General features: G+C 66.4%; 24 protein-coding genes and 1 other annotated feature. Of the genes, 9 read left to right on the top strand and 15 right to left on the bottom strand.

Annotation, left to right across the window (positions count from 1 at the left end; genetic code table 11):
* Positions 1 to 17: 17 nt before the first annotated feature.
* The 3 genes from ACOGJB_RS00865 to ACOGJB_RS00855 all read left to right on the top strand — a co-directional run bounded on the left by ACOGJB_RS00865 (position 18) and on the right by ACOGJB_RS00855 (position 2,747).
* Positions 18 to 377 (top strand): hypothetical protein, encoded by a 360-nt coding sequence (locus tag ACOGJB_RS00865; RefSeq protein WP_419838950.1) that lies wholly within the window; start codon positions 18 to 20, stop codon positions 375 to 377.
* A 190-nt stretch (positions 378 to 567) separates the two neighbouring features.
* Positions 568 to 1,359, top strand: coding sequence for an SDR family NAD(P)-dependent oxidoreductase (locus tag ACOGJB_RS00860; protein ID WP_419838949.1), 792 nt, complete (start codon positions 568 to 570; stop codon positions 1,357 to 1,359).
* A 149-nt stretch (positions 1,360 to 1,508) separates the two neighbouring features.
* Positions 1,509 to 2,747, top strand: coding sequence for an acyl-CoA dehydrogenase family protein (locus ACOGJB_RS00855; RefSeq protein WP_419838948.1), 1,239 nt, complete (start codon positions 1,509 to 1,511; stop codon positions 2,745 to 2,747).
* 7 nt (positions 2,748 to 2,754) lie between these two features.
* Here ACOGJB_RS00855 and ACOGJB_RS00850 read toward each other — a convergent pair whose 3' ends face one another.
* Positions 2,755 to 3,888: an IS630 family transposase gene (locus tag ACOGJB_RS00850; RefSeq protein ID WP_419838947.1), complete on the bottom strand. Its 1,134-nt coding sequence runs from the start codon at positions 3,886 to 3,888 to the stop codon at positions 2,755 to 2,757.
* 340 nt (positions 3,889 to 4,228) lie between these two features.
* Positions 4,229 to 5,455, bottom strand: coding sequence for an IS256 family transposase (locus ACOGJB_RS00845; RefSeq protein WP_419840790.1), 1,227 nt, complete (start codon positions 5,453 to 5,455; stop codon positions 4,229 to 4,231).
* A 90-nt stretch (positions 5,456 to 5,545) separates the two neighbouring features.
* Here ACOGJB_RS00845 and ACOGJB_RS00840 point away from each other — a divergent pair.
* Positions 5,546 to 6,810, top strand: a protein-coding gene (locus ACOGJB_RS00840; RefSeq protein ID WP_419838077.1) for an IS3 family transposase whose coding sequence is annotated in 2 segments (ribosomal slippage) — positions 5,546 to 5,846 and positions 5,846 to 6,810 — 1,266 coding nt in all. Because the reading frame shifts where the segments join, the coding sequence is not laid out codon by codon here.
* Positions 5,842 to 5,958, top strand: a sequence feature (AL1L pseudoknot). (Overlaps the previous gene by 117 nt.)
* Positions 6,811 to 7,000: 190 nt before the next feature.
* The gene (locus tag ACOGJB_RS00835; RefSeq protein ID WP_419838946.1) at positions 7,001 to 8,350 is read left to right on the top strand and encodes an RCC1 domain-containing protein; all 1,350 of its coding nucleotides are present in this window, start codon (positions 7,001 to 7,003) and stop codon (positions 8,348 to 8,350) included.
* Between the two features lie 253 nt (positions 8,351 to 8,603).
* On the opposite strand, the gene ACOGJB_RS00830 is transcribed toward ACOGJB_RS00835, so the two are convergent.
* The 4 genes from ACOGJB_RS00830 to ACOGJB_RS00815 form a co-directional block, all read right to left on the bottom strand.
* The gene (locus ACOGJB_RS00830; RefSeq protein WP_419838945.1) at positions 8,604 to 8,813 is read right to left on the bottom strand and encodes a type II toxin-antitoxin system HicA family toxin; all 210 of its coding nucleotides are present in this window, start codon (positions 8,811 to 8,813) and stop codon (positions 8,604 to 8,606) included.
* Complete coding sequence (locus ACOGJB_RS00825; RefSeq protein ID WP_419838944.1) at positions 8,810 to 9,046, bottom strand: type II toxin-antitoxin system HicB family antitoxin; 237 nt, start codon at positions 9,044 to 9,046, stop codon at positions 8,810 to 8,812. Before ACOGJB_RS00825 ends, ACOGJB_RS00830 begins: the two co-directional genes overlap by 4 nt.
* Positions 9,047 to 9,422: 376 nt before the next feature.
* Positions 9,423 to 9,647, bottom strand: coding sequence for a hypothetical protein (locus ACOGJB_RS00820; protein WP_419838943.1), 225 nt, complete (start codon positions 9,645 to 9,647; stop codon positions 9,423 to 9,425).
* 96 nt (positions 9,648 to 9,743) lie between these two features.
* On the bottom strand, positions 9,744 to 10,646 hold the full coding sequence (locus tag ACOGJB_RS00815; protein WP_419838942.1) for a nitroreductase family protein: 903 nt from the start codon (positions 10,644 to 10,646) through the stop codon (positions 9,744 to 9,746).
* A 327-nt stretch (positions 10,647 to 10,973) separates the two neighbouring features.
* Here ACOGJB_RS00815 and ACOGJB_RS00810 point away from each other — a divergent pair, with 327 nt between their 5' ends.
* The 4 genes from ACOGJB_RS00810 (at position 10,974) to ACOGJB_RS00795 (ending at position 14,724) form a co-directional block, all read left to right on the top strand.
* Entirely contained in the window at positions 10,974 to 12,272 is a 1,299-nt protein-coding gene (locus ACOGJB_RS00810; protein WP_419838941.1) for an aromatic ring-hydroxylating oxygenase subunit alpha, read from the top strand.
* Positions 12,273 to 12,281: 9 nt separating this feature from the next.
* A complete protein-coding gene (locus ACOGJB_RS00805) occupies positions 12,282 to 12,776 on the top strand; it encodes an aromatic-ring-hydroxylating dioxygenase subunit beta (RefSeq protein ID WP_419838940.1) in 495 nt (164 codons plus the stop codon).
* A gap of 73 nt (positions 12,777 to 12,849) precedes the next feature.
* Positions 12,850 to 14,193 (top strand): aromatic ring-hydroxylating oxygenase subunit alpha, encoded by a 1,344-nt coding sequence (locus tag ACOGJB_RS00800; RefSeq protein WP_419838939.1) that lies wholly within the window; start codon positions 12,850 to 12,852, stop codon positions 14,191 to 14,193.
* A 9-nt stretch (positions 14,194 to 14,202) separates the two neighbouring features.
* The gene (locus ACOGJB_RS00795) at positions 14,203 to 14,724 is read left to right on the top strand and encodes an aromatic-ring-hydroxylating dioxygenase subunit beta (RefSeq protein WP_419838938.1); all 522 of its coding nucleotides are present in this window, start codon (positions 14,203 to 14,205) and stop codon (positions 14,722 to 14,724) included.
* 165 nt (positions 14,725 to 14,889) lie between these two features.
* On the opposite strand, the gene ACOGJB_RS00790 is transcribed toward ACOGJB_RS00795, so the two are convergent.
* The 9 genes from ACOGJB_RS00790 to ACOGJB_RS00750 all read right to left on the bottom strand — a co-directional run bounded on the left by ACOGJB_RS00790 (position 14,890) and on the right by ACOGJB_RS00750 (position 26,961).
* A complete protein-coding gene (locus tag ACOGJB_RS00790; protein WP_419838937.1) occupies positions 14,890 to 16,470 on the bottom strand; it encodes an ABC transporter ATP-binding protein in 1,581 nt (526 codons plus the stop codon).
* An 82-nt stretch (positions 16,471 to 16,552) separates the two neighbouring features.
* Positions 16,553 to 17,779, bottom strand: a complete 1,227-nt coding sequence (locus tag ACOGJB_RS00785; RefSeq protein ID WP_419838936.1) for a BMP family protein — start codon at positions 17,777 to 17,779, stop codon at positions 16,553 to 16,555.
* 166 nt (positions 17,780 to 17,945) lie between these two features.
* On the bottom strand, positions 17,946 to 18,878 hold the full coding sequence (locus ACOGJB_RS00780) for an ABC transporter permease (RefSeq protein WP_419838935.1): 933 nt from the start codon (positions 18,876 to 18,878) through the stop codon (positions 17,946 to 17,948).
* Positions 18,875 to 20,023: an ABC transporter permease gene (locus tag ACOGJB_RS00775; RefSeq protein ID WP_419838934.1), complete on the bottom strand. Its 1,149-nt coding sequence runs from the start codon at positions 20,021 to 20,023 to the stop codon at positions 18,875 to 18,877. The genes ACOGJB_RS00780 and ACOGJB_RS00775 overlap by 4 nt, the downstream gene beginning before the upstream one ends.
* 44 nt (positions 20,024 to 20,067) lie before the next feature.
* Positions 20,068 to 20,886, bottom strand: coding sequence for an enoyl-CoA hydratase/isomerase family protein (locus ACOGJB_RS00770; protein WP_419838933.1), 819 nt, complete (start codon positions 20,884 to 20,886; stop codon positions 20,068 to 20,070).
* A 136-nt stretch (positions 20,887 to 21,022) separates the two neighbouring features.
* On the bottom strand, positions 21,023 to 22,189 hold the full coding sequence (locus ACOGJB_RS00765) for a diaminopropionate ammonia-lyase (protein ID WP_419838932.1): 1,167 nt from the start codon (positions 22,187 to 22,189) through the stop codon (positions 21,023 to 21,025).
* 24 nt (positions 22,190 to 22,213) lie between these two features.
* Complete coding sequence (locus ACOGJB_RS00760) at positions 22,214 to 23,263, bottom strand: amidohydrolase family protein (protein WP_419838931.1); 1,050 nt, start codon at positions 23,261 to 23,263, stop codon at positions 22,214 to 22,216.
* A gap of 59 nt (positions 23,264 to 23,322) precedes the next feature.
* Positions 23,323 to 24,258, bottom strand: a complete 936-nt coding sequence (locus ACOGJB_RS00755) for an LLM class flavin-dependent oxidoreductase (RefSeq protein ID WP_419838930.1) — start codon at positions 24,256 to 24,258, stop codon at positions 23,323 to 23,325.
* Between the two features lie 66 nt (positions 24,259 to 24,324).
* Positions 24,325 to 26,961 (bottom strand): molybdopterin cofactor-binding domain-containing protein, encoded by a 2,637-nt coding sequence (locus ACOGJB_RS00750; protein ID WP_419838929.1) that lies wholly within the window; start codon positions 26,959 to 26,961, stop codon positions 24,325 to 24,327.
* Positions 26,962 to 26,983 lie beyond the last annotated feature (22 nt).

The following is a 26,983-nucleotide window of genomic DNA, read 5'->3' as shown; positions in this document are numbered from 1 at the left end:
CCGTCACGATCGAGGGATTGATCGCAGCGTTCGACTGCGACGAGTGCCACGCGTTCGAGGCCGACGAACTCCGCCCTGACGTCATCGCACTTCGGGAATGCGACGGCAACATTCAGTGGATTGTCTCCGAAATGAAGCTCACGATGCGCGAGCGGGCGGGCCGGCAAGCCGCTGCGGGCCTGGCCAAACTCGGTGACCATCCGCTCTACGCAGCCCAACTTGACTCAGCCCAGGTCGTCTTCGTGGTCAAGAGGCGCCGCAAAAGTGACCGCATCATCATGCGCGCAATCGGCACCATCCGTGAAGGTCGCTGGATCGTCAATCCTCTACTGCTTGATTCCGGAAGCACTCACCGCTGCTCGACCGCGAACGCGTAGGGGTTGGTCCTCGCTGACGGGCCCGGGCACTGAGTCGGGTCGGCAAGCGCGGTGGTTGGGTTGTCGGCAAGACTGGATCAACTGACTGTGTGCTCCATGGCCAATCGTCAGTCCCATCTGGGCGGCGCTCGCCGGCATGGCCGCATCAACAAGACAGTTCTGAGCAACGACCCACAAGAGGACAAGAGCCATGATCGACTTAGACCTTTCGGGACGGGTGGCGTTCGTCACCGGCGCGAGCAAGGGCATCGGCAATGCCTCGGTGCGGCTGCTTGCCGACCACGGGGCGACGGTCGGCTTTTGCGCCCGCGGTCCAGAAGCAGTCTTCGAGCTGTCTGCCTACCGGCCGCCGTCGGGGTCTGGATCAGTTCACGGCTACTTCGGCGACATGTCGGAAGTCGATGCCGTGCAGGAAATCCTGGAATTGGCCACATCGCAGATGGGCCCCATCAACATCTTGGTGAACAACGTCGGGGCGTCGCCGTCGCGCAATTTCCTGTACATGTCCGACGACGACTGGACCAGCTTGCACGAGCTGAACCTGATGTCGGCGGTGCGCTGCACCCGTTTCTGCCTGCCGCATATGCGCGAGCAGAAGTGGGGTCGGGTCATCATGATCGCCAGTGGCGCCGCGTTTACGCCGAATGCCGCGCTCATCGACTACGCCGCCACCAAGGCCGCGATGGTGGCCACAGCGAAGGCGCTGGCGGGCAAGTACGGCGCTGACAACGTGCTCACCAACACTGTCATCCCGGGGCTCATCCGCACCGACATGTGGGAGCGAGCGGCCGCCGAGATTGCCGAAGCGAATGACACCGACGCAGAGGCGATCTTCGCCCGCAACTCCACAGGTGTTCCCCAGGGCCGCTACGGCACGTCAGAAGAGGTGGCATCGGGCGTGGTCTTTCTGGCCAGCAATGCTGCCAACTACATAAACGGCACCTGCCTGACGATCGACGGCGGCGTCGGCACCCACGTCTGAGCCGGCGGCCATTCACGCCGACCGCAGCAAACGATCGCGGCCCTGAAACTTCGCGCAGCCGCGGGCTAGCTTTCGGGGCGCAGAGGCGCCCACCGCTAGCAGGGCGCCAAGCCGGCCAACGAACTCACCGACGAAACAGGAGCACCGACATGGCGCACGCTTACACCGACAAAGGCCTCGAGATGCAGGAGGCCGTGCAGTCGTTCATGGACGACCACATCTATCCCAACGAGCAGGAGTACCACGACCAGTACGCCGAACTCGCTGCTGCGGGAGACGTGCACGCCACTCCGGCGATCATGGAGAAGCTCAAGGCGGCTGCCCGTGAACGAGGCCTGTGGAATCTGTTCATCCCCCACCTCGACCCACAGGCGCCCGGCACCAAGCTTTCCAACCTGGACTACTCACCGATTTCAGAGCAGCTCGGCAAGGTCACGTTCAGCTCTGAGGCGCTGAACTGCTCCGCTCCCGACACCGGCAACATGGAGATCCTGAACCTCTATGGCTCCGAGCGGGTCAAGCAGCAGTACCTGGCGCCACTGCTCGAAGGCGAAATCCGCTCGACGTTCTCGATGACCGAGCCCGAGGTCGCCAGTTCGGACGCCTCCAACATTCGACTGCGGATCGACCGCGACGGCGACGAATACGTGCTGAACGGGCGCAAGTGGTTCTCCTCGAACGCCCTGCGGCCAGAGTGCCAGGTGCTCATCGTGATGGGCAAGAACGACCCTGACGGTCCGCGCCACCGCCAGCAGTCGATGATCGTGGTCCCCCGGCATGCCGAGGGCATCACCGTGGACCGCGACCCGCTGGTGTTCGGTTTCCACGACCGGGGCGGCCACCCCGAGCTCGTGTACGAGAACGTGCGCGTGCCCGAGGACCACATCCTCGGCGGCGAGGGCGAAGGCTTCGCCATCAGCCAGGCCCGTCTCGGCCCGGGCCGCATCCACCACTGCATGCGTTCGATCGGCGTCGCCGAGCGGGCGCTGGAGTACATGTGCAAGCGGGCTCTCGAGCGCGAGACGTTCGGCAAGCCGGTCGCCCAGCAGGGTCTGATCCAGGACTGGATTGCCGAGGCCCGCATCGAGATCGACCAGTCCCGCGAGTACGTGCTGCACGTGGCGCACCTCATGGACACCATCGGCAACAAGGCCGCTGCCCAGGAGATCTCAGGCATCAAGGTGGCCGTGCCCAACATGGCGCTCAAGGTCATCGACCGGGCCATCCAGGTGCATGGCGCCGGCGGCGTGACCCAGTTCTTCCCGCTGGCAGAGATGTACGCACACATGCGCACGCTGCGGATCGCGGACGGCCCCGACGAGGTCCACAAGATGACCATCGCCCGCCGCGAGCTCCGCCGCCACGATCCCGACTTCAGGATGAGCTAGTGCCGTGTCAGCAAACGTTTGCGCGGTTGACGATGTCGTTGAGTTTCTTGTCGGCGGCGTTGTTGTTGCGCCAGCGGATGTAGCGGCGGATGATTGATGCCTGCTCTTTGTGGCTGGGGTGGTCGGTGCCGTCGACGCAGAAGTAGCGCAGGGCTTGGAAGTGGGCTTCGATTCGGTTCAGCCATGACGCGTAGTGCGGCGTGTAGGCGAGCTCGACGTTGTTGGCTTGGGCCCAGTCGCCGACTCGGGTGTCTTTTCGGGTGGACAGGTGCGGCGAGAAGTTGTCGAGCACGATGGCGATGCGGACCTCGGGCGGGTACAGGGTGCGCAGGTAGCGGCAGAACGCGAGGAACTGGGTGCGGGTCTTGCGTTTTTTCATGTGCCCGTAGAGCTTGTCGCCGGCCAGGTCGTAGGCGGCGAGCAGGTGGCGGACCCCGTGGGGCCGGGTGTAGGTCGCTCGCCGTCGGCGCCGCGGCCCGCGGTTGGGGTCCTTGTGGCTGCCGCCGACCGGAGCCCACTGCTTGCCCGGGTGCGGCTGCAAGTTGAGCGGCCCGAACTCGTCCACGCAGATCACCACCGCCGGGTCGTCGGGCTCGGGCTCGGTCTTGCCGTCAGCGATGCCGTACAGCGTCACGATCCGGTCCTTTTTGGCCTCGAAGTCGGGATCGTTGGACTCCTTGTAGGTCTTCATCGCTTGAAAGGAGACACCCTCGTCGCGCAGCAGGACCCGCAGGCCCTCATGGCTGATGTCGTCGACCACCCCCTTCGCGACGAGATGCTCGGCGAGCTTCGCCAAAGACCACGTCGAGAACGGCAGCCCGCGATCAGCGGGCCGCCCCACAGCGATCCGCTTGACCTCGGCCCGCTGGGCCGCGCTGAACCTCGGAGGACGGCCGCCCCCATAACGGGGATACAGCGACTCGAACCCGTCGGCGTTGAAATTGTGGATCACCTCACGAACCCGGTCCTCGCTGGAGAACGCCAACGGCGCGACCTGACCCACCTCCATGCCCTGCGCGGACCACAGCACGATCTGCGCTCTTCGCCACGTCACCACCGACCCCGACGAACGACGCACCAGCCCCAGCAGCCGGCCGCCCTCATCGGCACTGATCTCCCTCACACGAACACGCTCAGCCATACCCCCGATCACACCACAACCCGCCAACCCACACGCGGACGCGCACCCCCAACGTTCCCTGACACGGCACTAGGACCTCGAGAACATCAGCTATAGCCGGATGGCGTACGCCATCCTCATCAATGGAGGACTCTCGTGCCGAAGGCTGACTGCTACGAAGGGTTGACATTGGCTGCAGCGCTACGAGCACTCGCTGACCACCACAGTGCTCCACACATTAAGCACATCACCGCCGACGAAACAACACTGCTTTACCGGGCGACGGAACGGCTCGAACAGGTCATTGCAGCCTCAACGGGCGGGCCTGTCAGATTTTTTGTGTATCCGGCTGTGGTGGTTTTCATCGAATGTAGGCGGCGATCCGGTCGCCGTAGTGGACGGTCAGTGTGTTCAGGATGGCTTTCCAGCCGTTGGTCTTTCCGGTGAGGTTGGTGCGGTTCTTGCGTCTGGCGGTGGCGATGAGGTAGAGGACTTTCATCGCTGCCTGTTCGTTGGGGAAGTGTCCTCGATGGCGCACTGCCCGTCGGAATCTGGCGTTGAGGCTTTCTATGGCGTTGGTGGTGTAGACGACTCTGCGCAGCTCGGCGGGGAACTCGAGGAACGGCACGAACTCGTCCCATGACTGCCGCCACGAGCGGATCATGGCGGGGTAGGTGTCCTCCCAGTCGTCGGCGAACTGGGCGAACCGCGTCTGGGCGGCCTCGACGGTCGCTGAGGTGTAGATGTCGCGCATGGCTTTGGTGATGGCGCCCCAGTGCTTGCGGGACGCGTACCGCAGGCTGTTGCGGACCATGTGCACGACGCATGTCTGAACTGTCGCTTCGGGCCAGGTCGCCCGGATCGCCGAGGGCAGGCCCTTGAGTCCGTCGCAGCACACGATCAACGCGTCGGCGAGGCCTCGGTTTCTCAGCTCGGTCAGCATCGTGGCCCATTGCTTGGCGCCCTCGCCGCCCGATGGGCCCAGCCACATGCCCAAGACGTCGCGTTCTCCTTGAAGATCCACGCCTATGGCCACATACACAGGCCTGTTGGCGACCTGGGAGTCGCGGACCTTGACGACGATCGCGTCGATCAGCAGCACCGCGTAGACCGGGTCGAGGGGCCGGTTCTGCCACACCGCCATGTCAGCGACGATCTCGTCGGTGATCTTCGAGATCGTCTCCCGGCTCACCGAGGTGTCATAGATCTCAGCCAGATGGTCCTGGATCTCGCCGGTCGTGAGCCCCTTCGCATAGAGACTGATCACGTTGCCCGACAGCCCGTCCAGCCGGCGGCGGTGCTTGGGCACCGTAACCGGCTCAAAGGTGCCCGCACGATCCCGAGGCACCCGCAGCTCGACCTCGCCGATCTCGGTCGTCACCGTCTTGGGCGTCGACCCGTTGCGAGAGTTGCCCGACCCGCGGCCCGCAACCGCGTGACGCTCATAGCCCAGATGCTCGCTCATCTCGACCTCCAGGCCGATCTGGAGCACCTGGCGCACCAGCCCCGTCAAAAGACCGCCGTCGCCGGTCAGCTCCACCCCCTCAGCACGCGCCTGGGCCACCAACAGCTCGGCCCAGTCCTTCATCGCCGTCTCGCCGACGGCCTCTCCCGCCGGCACAGCTGATTCGCACTGGGTTTCGCGCAGGCTCCAAGGATTGGAGCGAGCATGGGATCTATGGACACACAAGCGGGGCGGGCGGCGACGTCGCGTCGGTATTCGGCTGAGCAGAAACAGCAGGCGGTGCGGATGGTGTTCGCGTTGCGCGAAGAGCTGGGCACCTCGGCTGGGACGGTGACGCGTGTGGCGCGTCAGCTGGGCTATGGCGAGGAGTCGCTGCGCCGCTGGGTGGCTCAGGCCGAGGTCGACGCCGGGGCTCGACCCGGCGTGTCGAGCGCTGAGAGCGGCGAGCTCAAGAAGCTTCGCCAGGAGAACCGCGAACTGCGGCGAGCGAATGAGATCTTGCAGCGGGCGGCGGTTTTTTTCGGGGCGGAGCTCGACCGCCGACAGCGATGATCGTCGAGTTCGTCGACGCGAACCGCGAAGAGTTCGGGGTCGAGCCCGTCTGCGCTGCGTTGCAGGCGGCCCCCTCCACGTATTGGTCGGCCAAGCGCCGGCCGCCGTCAGCGCGTGCGTTGCGCGACGCCAAGATGATGCCGCTGCTGTTGGTCCTGTGGCAGGCCAACTACTGCGTCTATGGGGCGCGCAAGCTGTGGGTGGCGGCCCGGCGAGCGGGCCATGACATCGGCCGCGACCAAGTGGCTCGGCTGATGGGCCTGCTCGATATCCGGGGTGTCCAGCGGACAAAGCGGGTGCGCACCACCCGGGCGGACCCCAAAGCCGCCCGGCCGCCCGATCTCGTCGAGCGCGACTTCACAGCCGACGCGCCGAACCGGCTGTGGGTCGCGGACCTCACCCATGTCCCCACCTGGTCCGGCGTCGCCTATGTGTGCTTCATCACCGACGCGTTCTCCCGCCGCATCGTGGGCTGGCGGGTCGCGTCGAACATGGCAACACAGATGGTGCTCGACGCGCTCGAGATGGCCCGCTGGGCACGCGGCGCCCGCCTCGAAGGGCTCATAGCCCACGCCGACGCCGGCAGCCAGTTCACCAGCATCCGCTACAGCGAACGGCTCGACGAAATCGGCGCCGTCCCGTCGATCGGGTCGGTCGCCGACTCATATGACAACGCCCTCGCCGAGGCGGTCAACTCGCTCTACAAGACCGAGCTGATCCGCGGCCCAGGCCAAGGCCCGTGGCGCACGATCGACGACGTCGAGCTCGCCACCCTCGGCTGGGTGCACTGGTGGAACACCGACCGCATCCACGGCTACCTCCACGACCAGTCACCCGACCAATTCGAAGCCGCCTACGCTGCGGCGAACACCGACAACCACCAAACAAAAAACCACAACATTCAGCCTGCGCAAAACCCAGGGTGAATCACAGCCGACATATTCTGATCAGTCACAGACATGATCCTTCCCGGCCCCCAGCACCCAGCCAAGGACCCTCAGACCACGCCATTTACACAAACTTTCTGACAGGCCCCAACGGGCCTTGCCGCCGACGCCGACATCGCTCCGGTGATGCCAATGCCCCAGCGTGCCGTAAGCGGATAGGGGAGCCGTCATGTCTCGAAAGCTGCTCACATCTGCGGTCGCTGTGCTGCTCATGACCCCGCTGATCCTGCCCGCCGCCGCGTCGGCGCAGGCATCGGGCGCATATATCGACGGCGCTGAGCCGTGGACCGAGTCCGATTGCGCCGCTGACATCCCCATCGTGGTGGGCGCTGACGCGAAAGCGCAGTCGGACATCTACAGCGCTGTCACCCTCGCCGGAGCGATCGGCACCGATTGCGTGATCCTCGCGGGACCCCGAGACGGTGACATGGCAGCCGCCCAGCGGGCACGTCTCGAAGCCGCCGCCGACGGCGGGTACGTCGTGGGCGGCACCGCCGCGGTGCCCGAAGCCAAGATCGGGGGACGCGGCGGCATGACACGGCTCGGCGGCTCTACCCGCTGGGCCACCGCGCAGCAGGTCGGCAGCGAGGCTGCCGCGCTCGCCGCCGGCGCCGAACCCGAGACCGCGACCGCTCCGGGCACAGCGCTGGCAGCGCCCGCCGACGTGACAGCGCCCGGTCTGTATCTCGACGGCGCCGAGCCGTGGACCGCATCGGACTGCGCCGGTGATGCCCCCATCGTCGTGGGCGGCGACGCGAAAGCGCAGTCGGACATCTACAGCGCTGTCACCCTCGCCGGAGCGATCGGCACCGATTGCGTGATCCTCGCGGGACCCCGAGACGGGGCGATGCCCGCCAGCCAACGCGCACGTCTCGAAGCCGCCGAGCCGGGCGGCTACGTGCTCGGCGGCATCGCCGCGGTGCCCACAGCCAAGCTCGCCGGACGCGACATGACACGCCTCGGCGGCGTCACCCGCTGGGCCACCGCGGAACTCGTCGGGCGACGCGCCAGCGGCGACACCACCGCAGGTTCCAACACCGCAACCGAAACCGACAACAACGACGACACAGCAGCCACCAACTCACCACAGTTCACCGCGGTGTCCGCCGACTGGTGGCATTCGTGTGGGCTGCGCCCCGACGGCACAGTGACCTGCTGGGGCTGGAACGAACACGGGCAGGCTGATGCGCCGTCGGGCTCGTTCACCGCGGTATCCGCCGGCGGCTTGCATTCGTGTGGGCTGCGCCCCGACGGCACAGTGACCTGCTGGGGCTGGAACGAATACGGGCAGCCGCGAGCGCCGTCGGGTTCGTTCACGGCGGTGTCTTCCGGCAGCAACCATTCGTGCGGGCTGCGCAGCGACGCCACAGTGACCTGCTGGGGTTACAACGAGGACGGGCAGGCTGATGCGCCGTCGGGCTCGTTCACCGCGGTATCCGCCGGCGACCGGCATTCGTGTGGGCTGCGCCCCGATGGCACAGTGACCTGCTGGGGCGAGGCATCATTTGGGGCAGGCTGATGCACCGCCGGGTTCCTGACATCCTGAGCGACTGACAGGGCCGCTGCGCTGTCGTGCTGCACGGCGGCGGCGCTCATGATGCGCTCGCTGGCGAGTCCACGGCGGTGTCGGCGGCGTCGCAGCACGACGACACGGGATCGGGGCCCGCAGCGGTCAGGTCCGGCCGGCGGCTGCGCCCAGGCATCGAGGCTCACGGCCCACGGGTGAGCATCTCGGCGGCGTGGCGGCGGGACGCGACAAGCGCGAGACGCGATCAGGCCTGGTCAAAGGCCGCCTTGTCGAGTTCGAGGTCGCGCATGATCGCCCGAATCGTTCCGAGGCGCAGGTCCCGTCCGCCCCAGTTGGGGATCGTGGTGCGGGTACCTGTGGCCAGGTTGCGCCAGATCTCGTGCGAGCTTCGCGACTGGCGATCGAACTCGCATCCGAGTGACTTCAGTTTCCGGGTGAGTTCCCGATAGGTCACACTGCGATGACGAGCTCGCCGGCAGCGGCAATGGACGAAGGGAGTTCGTCGCCGTGCTCTTCGTGCGATGCAACAAAGTCCGCCGCGACTCCGTCGAGGTTGCGCAGCGCCTCTTCGGCGGTCTCGCCCCACGCACGGCACCCCGGCAGCACAGGCACTTCGGCCAGATACATGTGCTCGGTCTCCTCGCAGGGCGCCTTCAGGGTGTAGGGCAACGTGTAGGTCTTCGACATCGTTCACGTCCCCAAGGAAGCCGTTTCGCGTACCGGCAAGGGTAGTTCCCGAATTTGGGCGTTCCCGTGACGACGCTCCGAATAGCGGAACGGCGGACTCCACCGGTGGTTGCGAGTGATCGGTCCTGAAGCCTGGGAAGCAGCCAAGAACCGTTGAACCCGGTCAGCGACCGCATCTGACGCGCCCCGACGCGGGTGGGACTGTGCGGGCGCGGCAGGTAGCTGGGCCTTCATCGCGGTCAGGACCGTGCAGCGATGGCGGCCGTGTCGCTCCGCGTTTTCTGCCGTGCGGCGAGGTCTTTGATCTCACGGAGGATCACGGTCTTGCCTGTTCCCGACTGAGCTCACGCATCCGGAATGTGCTGTTCCGGTTGAGTCAGTTTCGATCGGTAGCGCTGTCTCCGAATTCGACGCGCAGGACCGAGACATTTGGAACTGACTCCACGTCTCGCATGGCAGAGCACAGCGCCTCGTCTCGTGTGGGCGCTGAGCGCGCGAATTCCAACGTGTCGCTTCCGATGGTCGCATCGCCGCAGCCAGCCTCGTACAGGGCATCGAGCGTGGCCCAGTCGAGAAGATCAGCCCCCTCGGTGACCAGCACAAATCGAAAAGCTCTGCTCGGCTCCTTTAGCGAGACATCGCTTGCGGTCATCTCACCCCGATCCATTGGTGGAAGGATTATCGCTCACCGATGCAGCTACATCTCGAGCTGCAGGACCAGGGCGTCCAGCGTGCGTCGCACCTCGGCCAACACGGTCGACGGGTCGTCGCCGGGATCGACCAACGCGTGGAGACGCAGCCGGCTTCCCCCCGGCACCTGCTCGAGGTCGAATCGCCAGTGGTCGGGTGGCGAGTCGAGCGATTCGATGGCGGCCCGAACCGCGTCGGGTTTGGCCTTGAGATCGACCTCGTCGACGACGCCTGGTCCGCTCTGCGTCTTGGTGCGGCCGTAGCGATCGAAATAGGCGATGTCGCGGGCCGGGTAGCGCCGCGCCGTCGGCTTGAAGTCGGTGCCGACTGTGTAGGCCACCGGAAAGAGGCAAATCTGGGTCACACGGTCGGGCAGTTCCAGCAATTCGGCGACCGCCGGCGCTTCGTTGAGATACATCGTGGTCCAGACCGTCCCCAGGCCTCGGCTTCGGAGTGCGACCATGAAGCTCCAAGCCGACTGGATCACCGAGTCGAACAGCCCAGGCCGTCCGCTGCCGTCGTGGCGTCCGAGAATCGTGGGGATGACGAGCGCCGGCGTCCTGGCGATGTTCTCGCCGAGATGGCGGGCACCGGCCATCAGTCGTTCGTTCTGGTGGCCGCTGCCTTCCAGCCGCTTCGCGGTCTCAATGACCCAGTCGACGCCGGCCGACAGGTAGAGCTCGGCCAGCCGATCCTTGGTCTCTTGATCTCGGATGATCATCCACCGGCGGCTGCCGTTGTTCCCTCCGGTCGGTGCCTGTTCGGCGACATCGATGCAGTCGAGGATGACCTGATCATCCACCTCCCGGTCGAAGTCGAGACGTTGGCGCACACCCCGGGTCGTCATCAACGCGTGATCGACGATTGCTTGATAGGCGGGCGTGCCCGGTGCGAAGGCCGGCTCAGCCATCAGCTTGGGCGCTCACTCAACTGAAGATCGCTCACGTCCAAGTTCCTCCGGCTGGCAGTTCGCTGGCCGCACTCGACGACCTCTCGCCTCGAGGGTAGTCATGTGGCTCTTTGGGGCTCCCAGGGTGCGCCAGATGGACAAACCACTCCTGGTGACCGAAGCGCACCCAACTAGCTTGGCGTCATGCTCGCCGACGACGAGATGGACGAGAACCACTTCCCGATCCTGTGGCGGCGTGACGGTTACCGAACGCCCGGGATCTAGGGCATATCAAGCGGCGAACGGGCGTGAACGCCTAGCGTTCGATGACATCGAGGGAGAACATCGATGGCTCTGACAGTGCTGAGTTCGCCGGCAACGAACGACTACCGGCACCTTGTGCAGGACGATCGCGTCCACGGCAGCCTGTACACCGATCCGGGCGTTTTCGCGGACGAGATGGAGCGGATCTTCACCGACGGCTGGGTCTTCGTCGGACACGAGTCCGAAGTACCCGACATCGGCGATTGGGTCGCCCGGCGGCTGGGCAACGAGCCCGTGCTCATGGTGCGCAACCGTGACGGCGCTATCAGCGTGGTCGCAAACCGCTGCGCGCATCGCGGCACCACCCTGTGCCCACAGAACGACGGGAACAACCGCAACTTCCGCTGCTCGTACCACGGGTGGACCTACGACCTCGACGGCACGCTGCTCGGTGTTCCTGGGCCGAAGGGCTTTCACAAGGACACCGCCGATCTGGGGCTCGACCGCCCCGGCCAAGTCGACGGCTACCGGGGCTTCGTGTTCGCCAATCGCAGCGGCACCGCCGGGCCGCTCAGCGCCCATCTCGGTGCAGGCGGCACCGACCTCATCGACCGCACGTCGAACATGTCGCCCACCGGCACGGTCCGGCTGTCTGCTGGCTGGATCGGCCAGCGGATCGACTCGAATTGGAAGATGTGGCCCGAGAGCGACCACGACGGCTACCACCTCAACTTCACTCATGCGTCGATGGCCCGGGCAGTCCCCGACACCTACTACGACGAGATCGTGATGACCGGCGAAGGGGCCTCGGAGTCCGCCACGCGCGCCTACGACGGGGGCCATCTCGAGCTCGACTTCCGCCGTAGTTACACCTCTGAGCTGGCTTGGCTCGGCACTACCCGTGAGAAGGTCGCCGACTACTGCGAGGCCCTCGAGCAGTCCTACGGACCCCAGAAGGCCAAGACGATCATGTGGGACGGGCCGCCGCACGCACTGGTGTTCCCGAACCTGTTCCTGGCTGAGATGAACATCGCCCGGATCGAGCCAGTCTTGCCGGGCGTCACGGTGCACCACCACACTCCCCTGCTGGTCGAGGGCACCGATGAGAGCGTCAACCGGCGACTCGTGCTGCAGTCTGAAGCGGCGATGGGCCCCGCATCGTTCTTCCTGACCGACGACGCGGTCATCGCCGAGCGCATGCACCGGGCCTTCGAAGGCGCCGCTGTCGGAGACAACGGCTGGGTCGATCTCAGCCGGGGCCTCGAACGCGAGCATGTCGAAGACGGGCAGCGCTGGAGCGACATCACCGACGAGACCACCAATCGCGGTTTCTGGCACCACTACCGCGATGTCATGGCGAACAGTCCGCACAACGAGGCCTGAGCAGTCGCCGTGGCGACCGTCGACGAGCCGACGCGCCGTGAGGTCGAGGCGTTCGTGTATCTCGAAGCCCGGCTCGCGGACGAGTCCCGCTATGACGAGTGGGAAGCATTGGTGACCGACGACATGCACTACTGGGTGCCGTTCGGTCCCGGCGACTACGAACCCGGCACCCGGATCAGCTACATCAACGACAACCGGGCCCGCCTGGGCACCCGCATCCGCCAGCTCGCAACCGGTGTCCATCACGCACAGGACCCTCCGTCGTCCATGCGCCGGGTCGTGTCGAACATCGAGATCCTGAGCGCCGACGGCGATGAGTACGACGTCGGCAGCAACTTCGTGCTCTACGAGCACGCCGTTCAAGCAACCGGGCACCTGCGCCTGTGGGCGGGACGGGCGACACATCGCTTGCGGCGCACGCCCGAGGGCCTGCGCATGGCCGCCAAGAAGGTGGAGCTGGTGAACTCCACGTCGCCGCTGCCGAACCTGCCCTTCATCATCTAGCGACGCTGTCGCAGCAAGCCCAGCCGGCGGGGCCCCTGATGCAAATCGAGGCCGAGGAGTAGTCTCGACTGCGATGGAGTTGGCCGCCGAATCCTCGACCGTCGGCGTCGGCAGGGACTACACGCATCTGGTGCAGGACTACCGCGTGCACGGGAGCCTGTACTCGGACCCGGCCGTGTTCGCCGACGAGATGAAGCGCATCTTCACCGACGGCTGGGTGTTCGTGGGCCACGAATCGGAGATTCCCGACGCTGGGGACTGGGTCGCTCGGCGGCTCGGCGCCGAGAACGTGCTCATGGCCCGCACCCACGACGGCGATATCAGCGTGGTCGCGAATCGCTGCGCCCATCGAGGCACCACGCTGTGCCCGCAGACCGAGGGCAACAGCCGCAACTTCCGCTGCCCGTACCACGCCTGGACTTACGACCTCGACGGGACACTGCTCGGTGCTCCCTTCCCCAAGGGATTCCAGAATGGAAAGCCCGACGTGCGGCTCGACCAGCCCGGCCAGGTCGGCGTCTACCGGGGTTTCGTGTTCGCCAACCAGAGCGGCACCGCCGGGCCGCTCAGCGAGCACCTCGGCCCTGGAGGCAGCGACCTCATCGACCGTGCCGCGGACATGTCGCCCACCGGACGGCTGCAGCTCAACGGCGGCTGGCTCGGCCAGCGGGCCGATTCGAACTGGAAAATGTGGCCCGAAAGCGACAACGACGGCTACCACATCATCTTCGCCCACGAGTCGTTGACGGCGTCGCTGCTGGCCGGCAGCCAGTACGAGGACGTCATCCTCGGAGGCGAGGGAGAGACCGCCTCGGTAGCGCGTGACTACGGCGGCGGTCACGTCGAGCTCGACTTCCGAGCCAGCTACACCACCGAGCTGGCCTGGCTGGGGGCGCCCCGCAGCAAGGTCAACGCCTACTGCGACGACCTGGAAGCGGCCTACGGCGACGACAAGGCGAAACAGATCATGTGGGACGGGCCGCCGCACGCCTTCGTGTTCCCGAATCTGTTCTTGGGCGAGATGAACATTGCCCGCATCGACCCGCTCGCACCAGGGCTCACCGAGCACTTTCACACGCCGCTGCTGGTGGAGAGCTCCGACCCGGGCATCAACCGGCGCGTGATCCTGCAGTCCGAGGCAGCGATGGGACCGGCGTCGTTCTTCCTTCCCGAGGACGTCGTCATTGCCGAGCGCATGCACCGGGCCTTCGACACCAATCCGACCGATGAGCATGCATGGGTCGACCTCCGCCGAGGCATCGAGCGCGAACAGCGCTCAGACGGGCAGCGCTGGAGCGACATCACCGACGAGACGACCAGCCGGGGCTTCTGGCACCACTATCGGCACGTGATGTCGAGGATCGGCGAGGCGGCCGCGGCCTCCCCCAACGGGTCGCCGGGCAACGGTCAGGGCTGAACTGCAGCAATGTCGGCCGTCGACGAGGCGACACGCCGCGAGATCGAAGAATTCCTTTACCACGAGGCGATGCTGGCGGACGAATCCCGCTACCCCGAATGGCTCGAGCTGGTCACCGACGACATTCACTACTGGGTGCCCGCCGGGGACGGCGACTACGAGCCCGGCTCTCGTGTGAGCTTTCTCAACGACAACCGCACCAGGCTCGCCACCCGCATCACCCAATTGATGAGCGGCCGGCGCTACTCCCAAGTGCCGAAGTCGCCGATGCGGCGGATCATCTCGAACATCCAGGTACTCGCCGTGCATCCCGACGGCGACGGAGATGGCGGCAGCGCCGACGAGTACGAGGTGGGCAGCAACTTCGTGCTGTACGAGCACGCCGTGCAGGCGACGAACGACATGCGCGTCTGGGTGGGTCGCACCACCCATCGCCTGCGCCGCACCGACGAGGGCCTGCGAGTCGCCCGCAAGAAGATCGAGCTCGTGAACTCCACCTCCGCGCTGCCGAACATGTCGTTCATCATCTGAGCGAGCCATGACGCACGCCCTGAAGGACCAGTCGTGCATCGTCGGGGTCGGTGAAACAGCGTTTGTGCGGGGCGCTGAGCGGACCGTGCTGAGCCAGGTGGCCGAAGCGTGCAGCCGTGCCGCCGCCGACGGCAGCTGTCGCATCGCCTCGCGCTGAACCCGAACTCAGACCGCTGCGGGCTCGTCTTCGCTGACGCCGGTCATGAGCAGGCCCACTCGGTCGGTGGTGGCTTCGGCGCGGGGCAGATTGCACATGGCACGGCCCTCGTACAGCACCACCACACGATCCGAGAGCTGCATGGCCTCGTCGAGATCCTCGGTGATAAGCAAGATCGCCGCACCGGCGGCCCGCTTCTCGAGCAGTCGCTCGTGCACGTACTCCGCGGCGCCGATGTCGATGCCGCGAGTGGGCTGGGCCACGATCAGCACGTCAGCTTCGGCACTGAACTCCCGGGCGATGACCACTTTTTGGATGTTGCCGCCGGACAGGTGCGACGTCTGGGTCGCGATCGACGGTGTCTTGACCGCGAACCGACGCACCAGATCGCGGCATCGTTCCGCAATTGCCCGGAACTGCAGCAAACCGGCACGCACATAGGGCCGGTGCTCGTACTCCACCAGCATCAGGTTCTCTGACACCGAGAGCTCACCGACCGCGCCATGCCGCATGCGTTCTTCGGGGACGAACGCAACGCCGCGCCGACGCACCTGCTTTGGCGCCGGTGTCGGGATCGGTTTTCCGCGCACCTCCAGCCTGCCGGATTTCATCGGCCGCAGACCGAAGATCGCCTCGGCCAACTCACGCTGCCCGTTGCCCGAGACGCCGGCGATGCCCACGATCTCGCCGCTGGAGACGCTGACCGAGAAGTTCTCGAGTGCTGCGTTACCCCGGTCGCCCTCGACGTGCAGGCTGTCGACGACCAACAGGTCGTCACCGGTCGGCTGAGGCGGGACATCACGGCCGAGCCGTACTTCACGGCCGACCATCATCGAGGCCAGGCCCTCCCGGGTCGTCTCCGACGGTGTGGTGCGGCCCACGACCCGGCCGTCACGCAGGACCGTGATCTCATCGGAGATCTCCATCACCTCGGCCAGCTTGTGGGAGATGAAGATGAGAGCGCGCCCCTCGTCGGTCAACGATCGCAGCGTGGCGAACAGATCGACAACCTCGGGCGGTGTGAGCACCGCTGTGGGCTCGTCCAGCACCAGGATCCGAGCGTCGCGGTACAGCGCCTTGAGAATCTCGGCCCGCTGACGCTCGCCGACCGCGAGTTGCCAGATGTACGCGTCAGGGTCGATGGCCAACCCGTGCTGCTCGGACACCTCGATGAGCCGACGGCGCACCGGGCCCATGTCGGCGAGACCGCGCCGCCCGTGCAAGCCCAGCGCCACATTCTCTGCCACTGTCAGGGTGGGCACCAGCATGAAGTGCTGGTGAATCATGCCGATGCCGTGGCGAATGGCATCTGCGGGCGACGTCACCTCGATCTGTTCGCCTTGGATCTTGACCGTGCCCTCGTCCTGGCGGTACAGCCCGTAGAGGATCTTGACGAGCGTGCTCTTGCCGGCGCCGTTCTCTCCCAGCAGCGTGTGGACGTGCCCGGGCTGCACGACGAGGTCGACGTCCTCGTTGGCGATGACGCCCGGGAAACGTTTGGTGATGCCGCGCATTTCCAGCATCAGCGGTGCCGGGGCCTCGTTCGGTGTCGAGACCCCGGCAGCCGTCGTGCCGTCGTGCCGATTCATCTGGCGCGCTGGGAGTTCATGACCACGAGTGCTTCACGCGTCGGTGCAACCTCGCAACCTCCCGCAGCCTGCAGCGACTGGCCTACTCGATGCCCGTCGAGATCGAGCCGTCGGCGATGCCCGCGATGGTTGCCTCCGCAGCCGCTTGGATCCCAGCGTCAAGGCCGTAGCCGTCATTGAATTCGATCTCGATGCCGCCGTTGGCGAGCGTGGCGATCATGACCTCGCCGCCGAGCGTGCCGGCTTCGATCCTGTCGATCATGTCCGCCAGCAGCACTTCCCAGTGGTACACCTGCGAAGCGACCACGATGCTCTCACCGAGCGCAGTCTGATTGGCTTGTGTGCCGAACCACGCCACGTCGTGCTCGTTGGCGACACCGGTCGCTCCCACAACCATCTGCGCCGAACCGGTCAGCACATCGGCGTTGTTGGAGATGTGGGCCTCGGCGGCTTCAGCCGCCAATGCGACATCGCTGAACGAGTCGGTGTACACGATGTTGGTCGTGATGGACGAGTCTGTCGCCGCCACGCCCGCAGCAAAACCGTCGACGTAGAGCTTTGCGTCGCCCACCGGGATCGGGCCGATGACACCGATCACGCCTGTCGCGCTGATCTGTGCTGCGACTGTGCCCGACACGTAGCCGCCTTCATCAGAACGCACCGTGTAGGCAAAGACGTTGGCATGGCCCATGAAGTCCGCAGCGGTGCCCCAGGCAAAGGAAGTGTCTGGGAAGTCCGGAGCGATCTCGCCGAGCGGTCCGCCGTATTGGCTGCCATGGGCGATCACAAGGTCGAAGCCGTCCTCGGCGTAGCCGCGTATGGCCGCAGCCGCTTCCTCCACGATGAAGGTGCCGTCAGTCACAGCAACCTCGACCGCACGGGTCTCTCCGATCGCGTTCACTGCGTCGACCATGCTCTGTGTGAATGCGAGGTCGTTGCTCGCACTCGGCGCGACAATCGCGATGCGCAGCGGCGCCGCCATGTCGTCTTCAGCTTCCATGTCGTCGTCCGCTGCCATGTCGTCGTCGGACTCCATGTCGTCCTCGGACTCCATGTCGTCGTCAACGGCAGCAGCGTCCGTCGCAGCGGTCCCAGATTCGGTCACAGCGGTGCCCGAATCAGCGTCATCGGAATCTCCGCATGCCGCAGCCAGCAGGGTGAGCGCTGCGAGCGCCACCAGCAGCGACGTCAAGCGGCGACGCGTTCGCCGCTTCGGTGCGCCGGATGGCGCAGTAGGTGCAGACATGAGATCCTCCCAGAAGGTGTTGAGCGGCAGCCGGAGTTCGCGCGGGCAATCCGCGACAAGCATGTGGCCCTCCGACTCCCCAGAGATGCTAGGTCACCTTCATGACCCGCCGTGTCGTGCACTGTCAACTTTGGGTGCCGGGCGTGTTTCGGCAGCGTTGCGATGGTTCGGAACCAGAACGGAACGAATCCGGTGGGGCGACGAGCAGGCCTGCGTCTCCGCACGGTCTCTAGCCGTCGCGTTCAAATGGCACTGTCAGGGCCGCCGGCGCGCCGATGCGTCGGCTTACCAAAACGAGAACCACGATGGTGAGCACCGCAGGCGCCATTGCCGCAATCGTCGATGACGCTCCCACGATGATTCCGAGCGTCTTGAGCTGCAGCACCGTGGACGATACGACGCCGAACAACAGCGCCCCGGCCATCACGCCACTGGACCGCCAAGCCCCGAAGTACACCAGCGCCACGGCGATGAACCCCTGACCTGACGTGAGGTTCTGCTGGAAGATGCCGACGTCAAGCGCCAGCGTGCCGCCGGCCAGCCCAGCCATCACGTTGCCGATGATGATCGCCTGGGTGCGCACGATGTTGACACGTACACCGAGCGTGTCGGCAGCCTCGGGCGTTTCGCCGACGGCTCGGACATTGAGGCCGAACGTGGTCCGGTTCATGGCGAACCAGACGACGGGCACCAGCGCGAACGCCGCGTAGGTCAGCAGGCTGTGCTCGAAGAGCACCTCGCCGACCACGGGCAGGTCGGCGAGGCCGGGAATCCGCACCGTACCGAGCCCGTCGATGGGGATCGGTGTGCCCACCTGCTTGCGGAACAGCAGGTCCGTGAAGCCCAGGCCGAACAGGAATATGCCGATGCCGCTGATGCCTTGCGTGGCGTGCATGACCACGGTGATGAAGGCGTACACGCACCCCATTGCCGCGCCAGCGATCAGCGCTGCGACAACGCCGGCCAGCGGGCTGCCGGTGCGCGACGCCGTGATGTAGGCGGCGTAGGCCCCGATCAGCATCACGCCCTCCACGCCGAGGTTGAGCACCCCAGAGCGCTGACCGATGGTCTCGCCCAGGGCCGCCAGAAGAAATGGCGTTGCCAGCCGTATGCCGGAGGCAAGCGTGGCGACGAGGACGGTGACGGTGAAGAATTCGCTCACGCCCGGCCCCCGTAGCTAGCGATCCCGCCTGCCCAGGTCCGGAGCCGGTCGCGCAATCTCAGGCTGCCGACCACGAACACCACCACGACACCGTTGAGCGCAACCACCAGCGCCGCGGGAACCTGTGTGGCTCGCTGCATGTCGCTGCCGCCGGTGAGCATCCCGCCGAACAGGAACGAGGCGGGCACGGTGAAGATCGGATGCAGTGCGCCAAACAGAGCCGCCACAATGCCGTTGAAGCCGGCGTTCTGGGTGAAGGCTGCCGCGCCACCCTCGCCGATCAAGCGATGTGACTCGCTGCCGAACACCAGCACCGCGCCGGCGATGCCGCAGCAGGCCCCGCTGAACGCGAGCGCCTGGGTGATGCTTTTCTTCACGGCCATGCCGGCGTACTGGGAGGCGTCGGGGTTGTGGCCCACCGACCTCAAGCGCATGCCCAGTGCGCTGCGGAACATCAGCAGGTAACCCAGCACCGCCACCAAGATGGCGATCAGCACGCCGATGTGGAGCCGGGTTCCGCCGGGCAGCAGCGGCAGGTCGGCGTTCTCGCTGAGACGACGGGTCTGCTGAATCTTGATGGCACCGGGTTCGATGAGCAGGTCCTGCAGCAGGAAGCTCAGCAGGTGCGCCGCGACGATGTTCATCATGATCGTCGAGAGGATCTCGTTGACGCCTGCGTAGGCCTTGAGCGCACCGGGGATCGCGCCCCAGAATCCGCCGCCGATCGCGCCGGCGACGATCACCATCGGCACCAGCAGGACGCGCGGCACGTCGTCGAAGGCCATCGACGTCACGGTGGCTGCGATGGCGCCCAGGATGATCTGCCCTTCTCCGCCGATGTTGATGACGTCGGTGCGGAAAGCGATGCAGATGCCGACGCCCACCAGTGCGAGCGGCATCGCCCGCACCGCAGTGTCGGCGAGGTTGTCGGCACTGCCGAACGCGCCCGTGACGAGTTCGCCGTAGGCGACAAGCGGGTTCGCGCCGAAGGTGAGCAGCATCACTGCGCCCACGATCAGCGCTGCGATTGCTGCAAACGCCGGAACGGCGACGCCTACGAACGGGCGCAGCAGCCGGGCGAGCCGGCCGACAGGGACGTCCGGAGTCGCGCCGTCGTCGTCGCCCGTGAGAGATCCCAGCGCCATGCCCCCCCTTTCTGCGTCGCTGCTGCCTGCGTCCCAGGTAGTGGTTAGTCGAAATTCGGGGCGCGCTTTTCCACGAACGCTCTTTGAGCCTCGCGGGCGTCGCTGCTGTGGAATGTCTCGCCTTCGAGGCTGAGCGACAGCGGCAGGATCTGCGCTGACATCTGTCGGATCCAATTGTTGATCGGCACCTTGGAGGCGCTGATGGCCTTCTGCGGTCCTGCGGCGAGCTGCGCTGCCTTCTCGAGCGCTGTATCGAGAATGGCATCGTCGTCGACCAGGAAGTTGACGAGCCCCATGTCATAGAGCATCTGACCGGTGACTCGTTCGCCGGTCATCAGGTGCCACTTCGCCCGGTTCACACCCATGAGCAACGGCCAGATGACTTGGCCCCCGTCGCCGGCACCGATGCCCATGTTGACGTGCGTGTCAGCGAACACCGAGCTGTGCCCCGCCACGACGACGTCGCACAGCAGGGAGATGTTGGCGCCGAGGCCCATCGCGTATCCCTGCACGGCGGCGATGATCGGCTTGCGCAGCTCGAGCAGGTGGTCGACGATCTGGCGTCCCTCTTCGAAGCTGACCGCCGGCCCGCCGGTGTCGCTGAAGTCGCCGCCGGCGCAGAAGGCACGCCCTGAGCCGGCAAGCACGACGACCTTTACGTCGTCGTCAGTCTGCGCATCGCGCGTGAACGTCGCCATCTCGTGATGCATCTGCCCGTTGATCGCATTGAGTCGCTCTGGGCGGTTCAGCGTGACGACAGCCACGCCGTTGTCACGCTTGTCGATGAGCATCGCCTGATAGTTCGCTTGGTCCAGCGGCATTGCGTGCATCTCCTTGATTGCGAGTCCCGAGTCGTCGCTCAACGTACTGCGGTCAGACTGTGCCCGATCGACCTCACCGCACAGCGGTGAGACTGTGCCCGATGGTGCTCACCGCACGGCGGTGAGGCTGAGTCCGATGGTGCTCACCGCACAGCGGTGAGGCTGAGTCCGATGGTGCTCACCGCACAGCGGTGAGCACCCGGCCTACCTCGGTGTGGGGCCGGCCGACGATTCGTTCGTAGTTAGCCGGGTCGGTGGCACCCTCGGTAACCATGACGAGCACCGTGGCATTCGCCAGGTCGTCGAGCGCATCGCGGCCCTGTTCGTCAGCCAGCAGCGCCCGCAGGCCCGCCAGCGATGCGCTGCCGGTCTCGCCTGCCACAACCTGTGCACCGGCGAGATCGGCCATGGCCCGGCCGGCGGCGTCGCTGTCGACCGAGACGCACCAGTCGACGCCGCTGGCCATCATCGGCCAAGCCAGCGGCGAGGGCACCCCGCAGTTCAGGCCCACCATGATCGAGCGGTGCGGTCCGGGAGTCTCGGTGATCTCCCCGGCCAAAGTCGACGCCTGCACGCAGTTGGCATCGTCGGGCTCGACCGATACCAGCACAGGCCGGTGCTCGCCACTGCGGTAGTGGGTGACCGCTGCGGCCATGAAGGCTCCGACGCCGACGGGGACCGCCACGAGATCTGGCTGGCCGATGCCATTCGCAGCGAGCGCATCGTCTACTTCGGCGAAGATCGTGGTGTAGCCCTCGGCGACGTTGGCGGGGATGGTCTCGTAGCCGGGCCAGGAGGTGTCCGACACCACCAGGCAGCGGTCACTGGCCATCTCGGCGCTCTGCTCGATGGCGTCGTCGTAGGTGCCGTCCACGACAGTCACCGTGGCGCTCTCGTCCTGTATGGCAGCGATACGAGCCTGCGAGGTGCCGATGGGCACGAGAATGTGGGCGTCGAAGCCCAGGAGTCGAGCCATGAAGGCGACGGCCCGGCCGTGGTTGCCGTCAGTAGCAGCCGCGAGCGTCATCGGCCGCAAGTGCGCCAGGCTGGCCGCCAAGGCGTTGATGTTCGCCCACGGCGGCGGCTCGCCGCCGAGGTGCTCGCAGATGGCGCGGTACGAGGCCCACGACGCACCCAGGATCTTGAACGAGGGCAGTCCCATCCGCTGGGTCTCGGCCTTGACCAGAACTCGGCCGACGCCGAGGCTGTCCGCGAGCCGGGGTGCGTCGATGACCAGCGTGGGCGCATACGCAGGCAGCCGGCGATGAAATGCCCGCACCTCAGTCGGCGCGGCAGGCCAGTCGCGCCCGTCGTACAGCGGGTTGCGGGTCACCAGTGCAGCCATCGTCGTTCTCCCCAATCCAAAGTCTCAGTCAAGTTCGTCGAGCGCAGCGAAGAGCCGTTGGGCTTGCTCTGAGGCCTTGGCCCGCACTTCGACCGGATCGATACGTGTAGCGACGCCGTTTGCCAGCACCTGTTCGCCGTCAATCGTGACGTCAAGCGCGTGGACGCCGGGTGTGTAGGCGAGATGCCAAGGGTCGTCGCTCGGGTAGGACCAGCGCACGGCGTCGTTACGGGCCTCTGGCATGAGCGCCCACCCGTGCGCGAGCCACTCCCACGGCGCATCCGGACCCGCCGTTACGTCGTGCTCGCGCAAGCGTGCGTACGCGACACGGAACTCGTCGAGCATGTCGGCACCGATCCCGTCCGTGCCTAAGGCGATGGGGTTCATGTCGGCGAACCTGACGGGGTTGGCATAGCCGACTGCGTTATTCATGTTGGACCGAGGGTTGTGCACGATCGTGCCCTCAAGACCGTGCACGGTCGGCAGGTGGACACCATGGATGAGCAGCCAACGCTCGTCGCTGAGTCCGGCCAGCCGTTGAGCAGCGTCGGCGTCTGGCGGGCCTTCGGCAACGTGGATGTGGACGCCGACACCATGGCGGCGGGCGAGGTCCGCCGCAGCAGCCAGGGTGTCGTTGGTGCAGGTGAACGACGCGTGTACGCCGACGTATCCCCGACCCCCAGCGGCGAGGAAGCGATCGTTCTCCGCGAGGCCGCGCCGCGCCCCATCGACGCCGTGACGGTCGGTGACGCCGTAGCAGCAGCTGATGCGCACTCCGACCTCGGCACAGGCCGCTGCGATGACATCGAGCGAGCCTTCGATGGCATTGGGCGATTCGTGATGATCGACAATGGCTGTGCAGCCTGATTCCAGCGCTTCGAGCGCGCCGAGTTTCGCCGACCACTCCAGCATCTCGAGATCGAGCGCTCGGTCGAGGCGCCACCACACCAGCTCGAGGATCTCAGCGAAGCCGCCTGGCGTGCGCGGTGGCGGAGGCATTCCCCTCGCCAACGCCGAGTACAGGTGATGGTGCGAGCACACCAAGCCAGGCGTTGACGCACCCCCCTCACTCACGGCTGCGAGCGTAATCCCGGTGCTGAGGCCTTCTGGGTCGCCTGGGCGTGCCAGCGCCGTCAGCTGCGCAGCTCGGGGAGCAATTCGACGAGGCGGTCGAGCTGGGTGTCGACGTCGGATGATGCCAGGCGGAGACTGATGTGCTCGCAACCGGCGTCGATGTAGCTCTGCAGCCATGCTGCCACCTGCGCCTGCGTCCCCGAATACGTGCCCAGGAGCCGGCGCACCACCTCTGCGGGGGCGCCGTAATAGAGCTTGGAGTGCTCGTCGACTTCAGCAGCGGCGGTTTCGGGATCGCCGATGTTGACGGTCAGGTAGGCCGCCGCGGTGATCGAGGCCGGGTCTCGTCCTGCGTCGGCTGCGTGAGCACGCATCGTCACGAGCTGTTCGGCGAACGCATCCACCGCGGGAGCGGTCGGGAACCAGCCGTCGAAGTGCCGGCCGGCCCGCTCGAGCCCACGAGGCCCCGAGCCGCCCAACCATAGGCGGGGACCGCCCTCAGTCACGCACACTGGCTGAAGCCGCTGCGCCGTTGGAGTGCCATCGGCCTGCCAGAGTTCGCGGGCATCGTGCACGATCTGCATGAGCTGGGTGCCCCGCCGATCGAAGTCGCCGCCGACGAGGTCGAAGTCGGCGTTGACATCGGGTGCGGGTGGGCCTGCGCCGACACCCAGGATGAGCCGGCCTCCAGACAGCGCATCGACGGTGGCGGCCTGCTGGGCGAGCTGCGTCGCATTTCGCATCGACGCGAGCAGCACCGCTGTGCCGATGTCGATGCGCTCGGTTGCAGCTGCAACAGCAGCGAGCACCGAGAGCGGTTCGGCCCGCGGCTTGGCCAGCAGCGAGTCGCCGATCCATGCAGCAGCGAAACCGAGTTCCTCGGCCTGCACCGCTAAGTCGACAAGCCGGCGGGGATCACCGTCATGGGGGGCGTACATCGCGAGCTCCCGTGACGGCAACAGCAGGCCGAACGTGACTGAACCAGGTGATGTCATGGCCTGCACTCTGCCACCCGCGCCGCCACCGGGCGTGATGACCGGCTCAGCCTTGCTTGTGTCGAGCTATACCCAGGCGTCGGCCCGCTCGCGGTTCGAGGGGTTGCGCATCGGCAGCTCGTTGTGCCATTCGCCTTCGTACTCCCGCAGGGCCGCTGCGACCGCTCCCGCCGTCGGCACGAGCCCGATCTCGCCGACGCCCTTGATGCCGTAAGGAGCGCCTGGCTGGGGCGACTCCACCAGGATCACCTCGACGTCGGGCATGTCCTTGGGCCGGATGATGGCGAGGCTGCGCAGCGTGGAATTGAGCGGCCGACCATCGGCGTCAGCAGGGAAGCCCTCGCTCAGCGCATAGCCGAGTCCCATATGCACGCTGCCTTCGATCTGGCCCTCGCACAGCACAGGGTTCACGGCCCGGCCGACATCGTGCGCTGCGATGACCTTCTCTACCTCGCCGGAGTCGGGATCGAGAATGACGACCTGGGCGGCGTAGCCGAACGTCGAGTGGATAACTGGGTTCTCCAAGCCCTCCGACAGCGAGTTGGTCCAGTCGACCCGGTACTCGCCTTCGTAGTCGACCTCGGGCTTGCAGCCGTCGGCCAGAGCAGCGCGGCACGCATCGGCCACTGCGCCTGCGCCCATGAGCGTGCCCCGGCTGCCGGTGGTCTGGCCCGCACCGAGCTCGCGCGTGGAGTCCACGATCACTCGCACCGCCTCAGGATCAACGCCGAGTTCCTCCACGGCGACCTGCAGCGCGACGGTGTGCACGCCTTGGCCCATCTCGGTCCAGCAGTGACGAACCTCGACTGTGCCGTCGTCACAGAAGCGCACAATCGCCTTGGCGATCTCCTTGAAGCCGTTCCCGAGGCCGGAGTTCTTCAGTCCCAGTCCGATCCCGACGGGCTTGCCGGCGGCGCGGGCTGCCTCGTAGGGCTCACGCACGGCGTCGAGGCAGGCCTGGGCCCCGAGGCAGCCGTCGTCCATGATCTGGCCCGGTCCCCACACTCCCCCGGGTACCACCACGTTGCGCTGGCGCATTTCGAAACCGCTGATGCCCACCGCTTCGGCCAGCCGGTCCATGACGCCTTCCATGGCGAACTGCGCCTGGTTCGCGCCGAAGCCTCGGAAGGCGCCGCACACCGGGTTGTTGGTGCGCACCGCAACCGACTCGACGTCCACTGCAGGCACCAGGTATGGTCCGGTGGCGTGGCCCGCCGAGCGTTCCAGCACCTTCATGCCCACTGACGCATACGGGCCCGAATCGCCGAACATGCGCGCCCGCACAGCGGTGAGCTTGCCCTCGACGTCGCAGCCGACTTCGTAGGTCATGCGGATGGGGTGCCGCTTGGGGTGCATGAGCAAGGACTCTTCACGCGACAACGTGATCCGCACCGGGCGACCGGTCAGCCACGCCGCCAGCGCCGCGTGGGCCTGGTTCGACATGTCCTCCTTGCCGCCGAACGCGCCCCCGTTGGAGACCAGCTCAGTCGTGACGACCGACGGGTCAAGCGCAAGTACCGCGGCGATGTCGTTGCGGTCATCCCAGATGCCCTGGCCGCCGGTGTAGACGTGCAGTCCCGCAGGGAGCCCGTTGGCAGGCGTGGGCACGGCCAGGGTGGACTCGGGCTCGAGATACGCGTGCTCGATGCGTTGGGTCTGGAAAGTCTCCGTCACCGTGTGGGCCGACGCAGCCAGCGCCGCGTCGATGTCGCCGCGGGAATAGGTCGAGCGCGACAGGATGTTGCCGTCGAGCTCCCACACAGCGTCGATGTCGCTGTCCTTCACCCGTACCGGGTCTGTCATGGGCTCAAGGACGTCGTAGGACACCTCGATCGCTTCGGCGGCACGCCGAGCAGCGGGCCGATTGTCGGCAACGACGATCGCCAGCACGTCGCCGAGGTAGGACGTTCGCCCGCCGACGGGGATCATCACCGGCCAGTCCTTGTGGATGAGGCCCACCCGCAGCACTCCGGGGATGTCGGCGGCGGTGAACACGGCTTGCACGCCGGGCATGGCCTGAGCTGCGCTGGTGTCGATCGACAGCACATCGGCACGGGCATGGTCGGCGAACCGCAATGCGCCGTGCAGCATTCCGTACGGGGCTGTCACACCGCTGATCGACGAGTCGATCACGATGTCGTCGATGTAAGGGCGGCTGCCCAGTGTGAGCTCGCGGGCCTCGTAGCGGACACCGGAACTGCCGATGCCCTTGGGCGGCAGCGCCACCGGCACTTCTCCCGCCGCCAGCGATTCCACCGCATCGAGGATCTTCGTATAACCGGTGCAGCGGCAGAGGTGCCCGCCGAGATGGCGGCTGGCTTCCTCACGTGTCAATGCCGAGCCCTTGCGGTCCAGCAGAGCCTTCAGCCGCACCACGATGCCCGGCGTGCAGAACCCGCACTGCAAGGCACCGTGCGCCGCGAAGGTGTTCGCCATGGCGTCCAGCTCGGCTTCGTCGAACCCCTCGACAGTGGTGATCTCGGTGCCCGCCGAGCGTTCGAGGCTCGTCTGGCAGGCCACCCGGGCCTTGCCGTCTACCAGCACCGTGCAGCAGCCGCATTGACCCGACGGCGCACACCCGTCCTTGGGCGAGATGATCCCCAGCTCATCTCGCAATGCCGCCAGCAGGTGCTCATGGTCGCTGGCGACCGTGACCGGCGAGCCGTTCAGCACGAACCCCGTCACCGAGTGCTCTGCCGTCATCGAATACCTCGTCTCCGGAACC

The sequence above is a fragment of the Candidatus Poriferisodalis sp. genome, from assembly GCF_965208895.1.
Classification (GTDB): Bacteria; Actinomycetota; Acidimicrobiia; order Acidimicrobiales; family Poriferisodalaceae; genus Poriferisodalis.
Note: the sequence above shows the minus strand (reverse complement) of the source record. Positions and strands in the feature narration are given on the sequence as shown.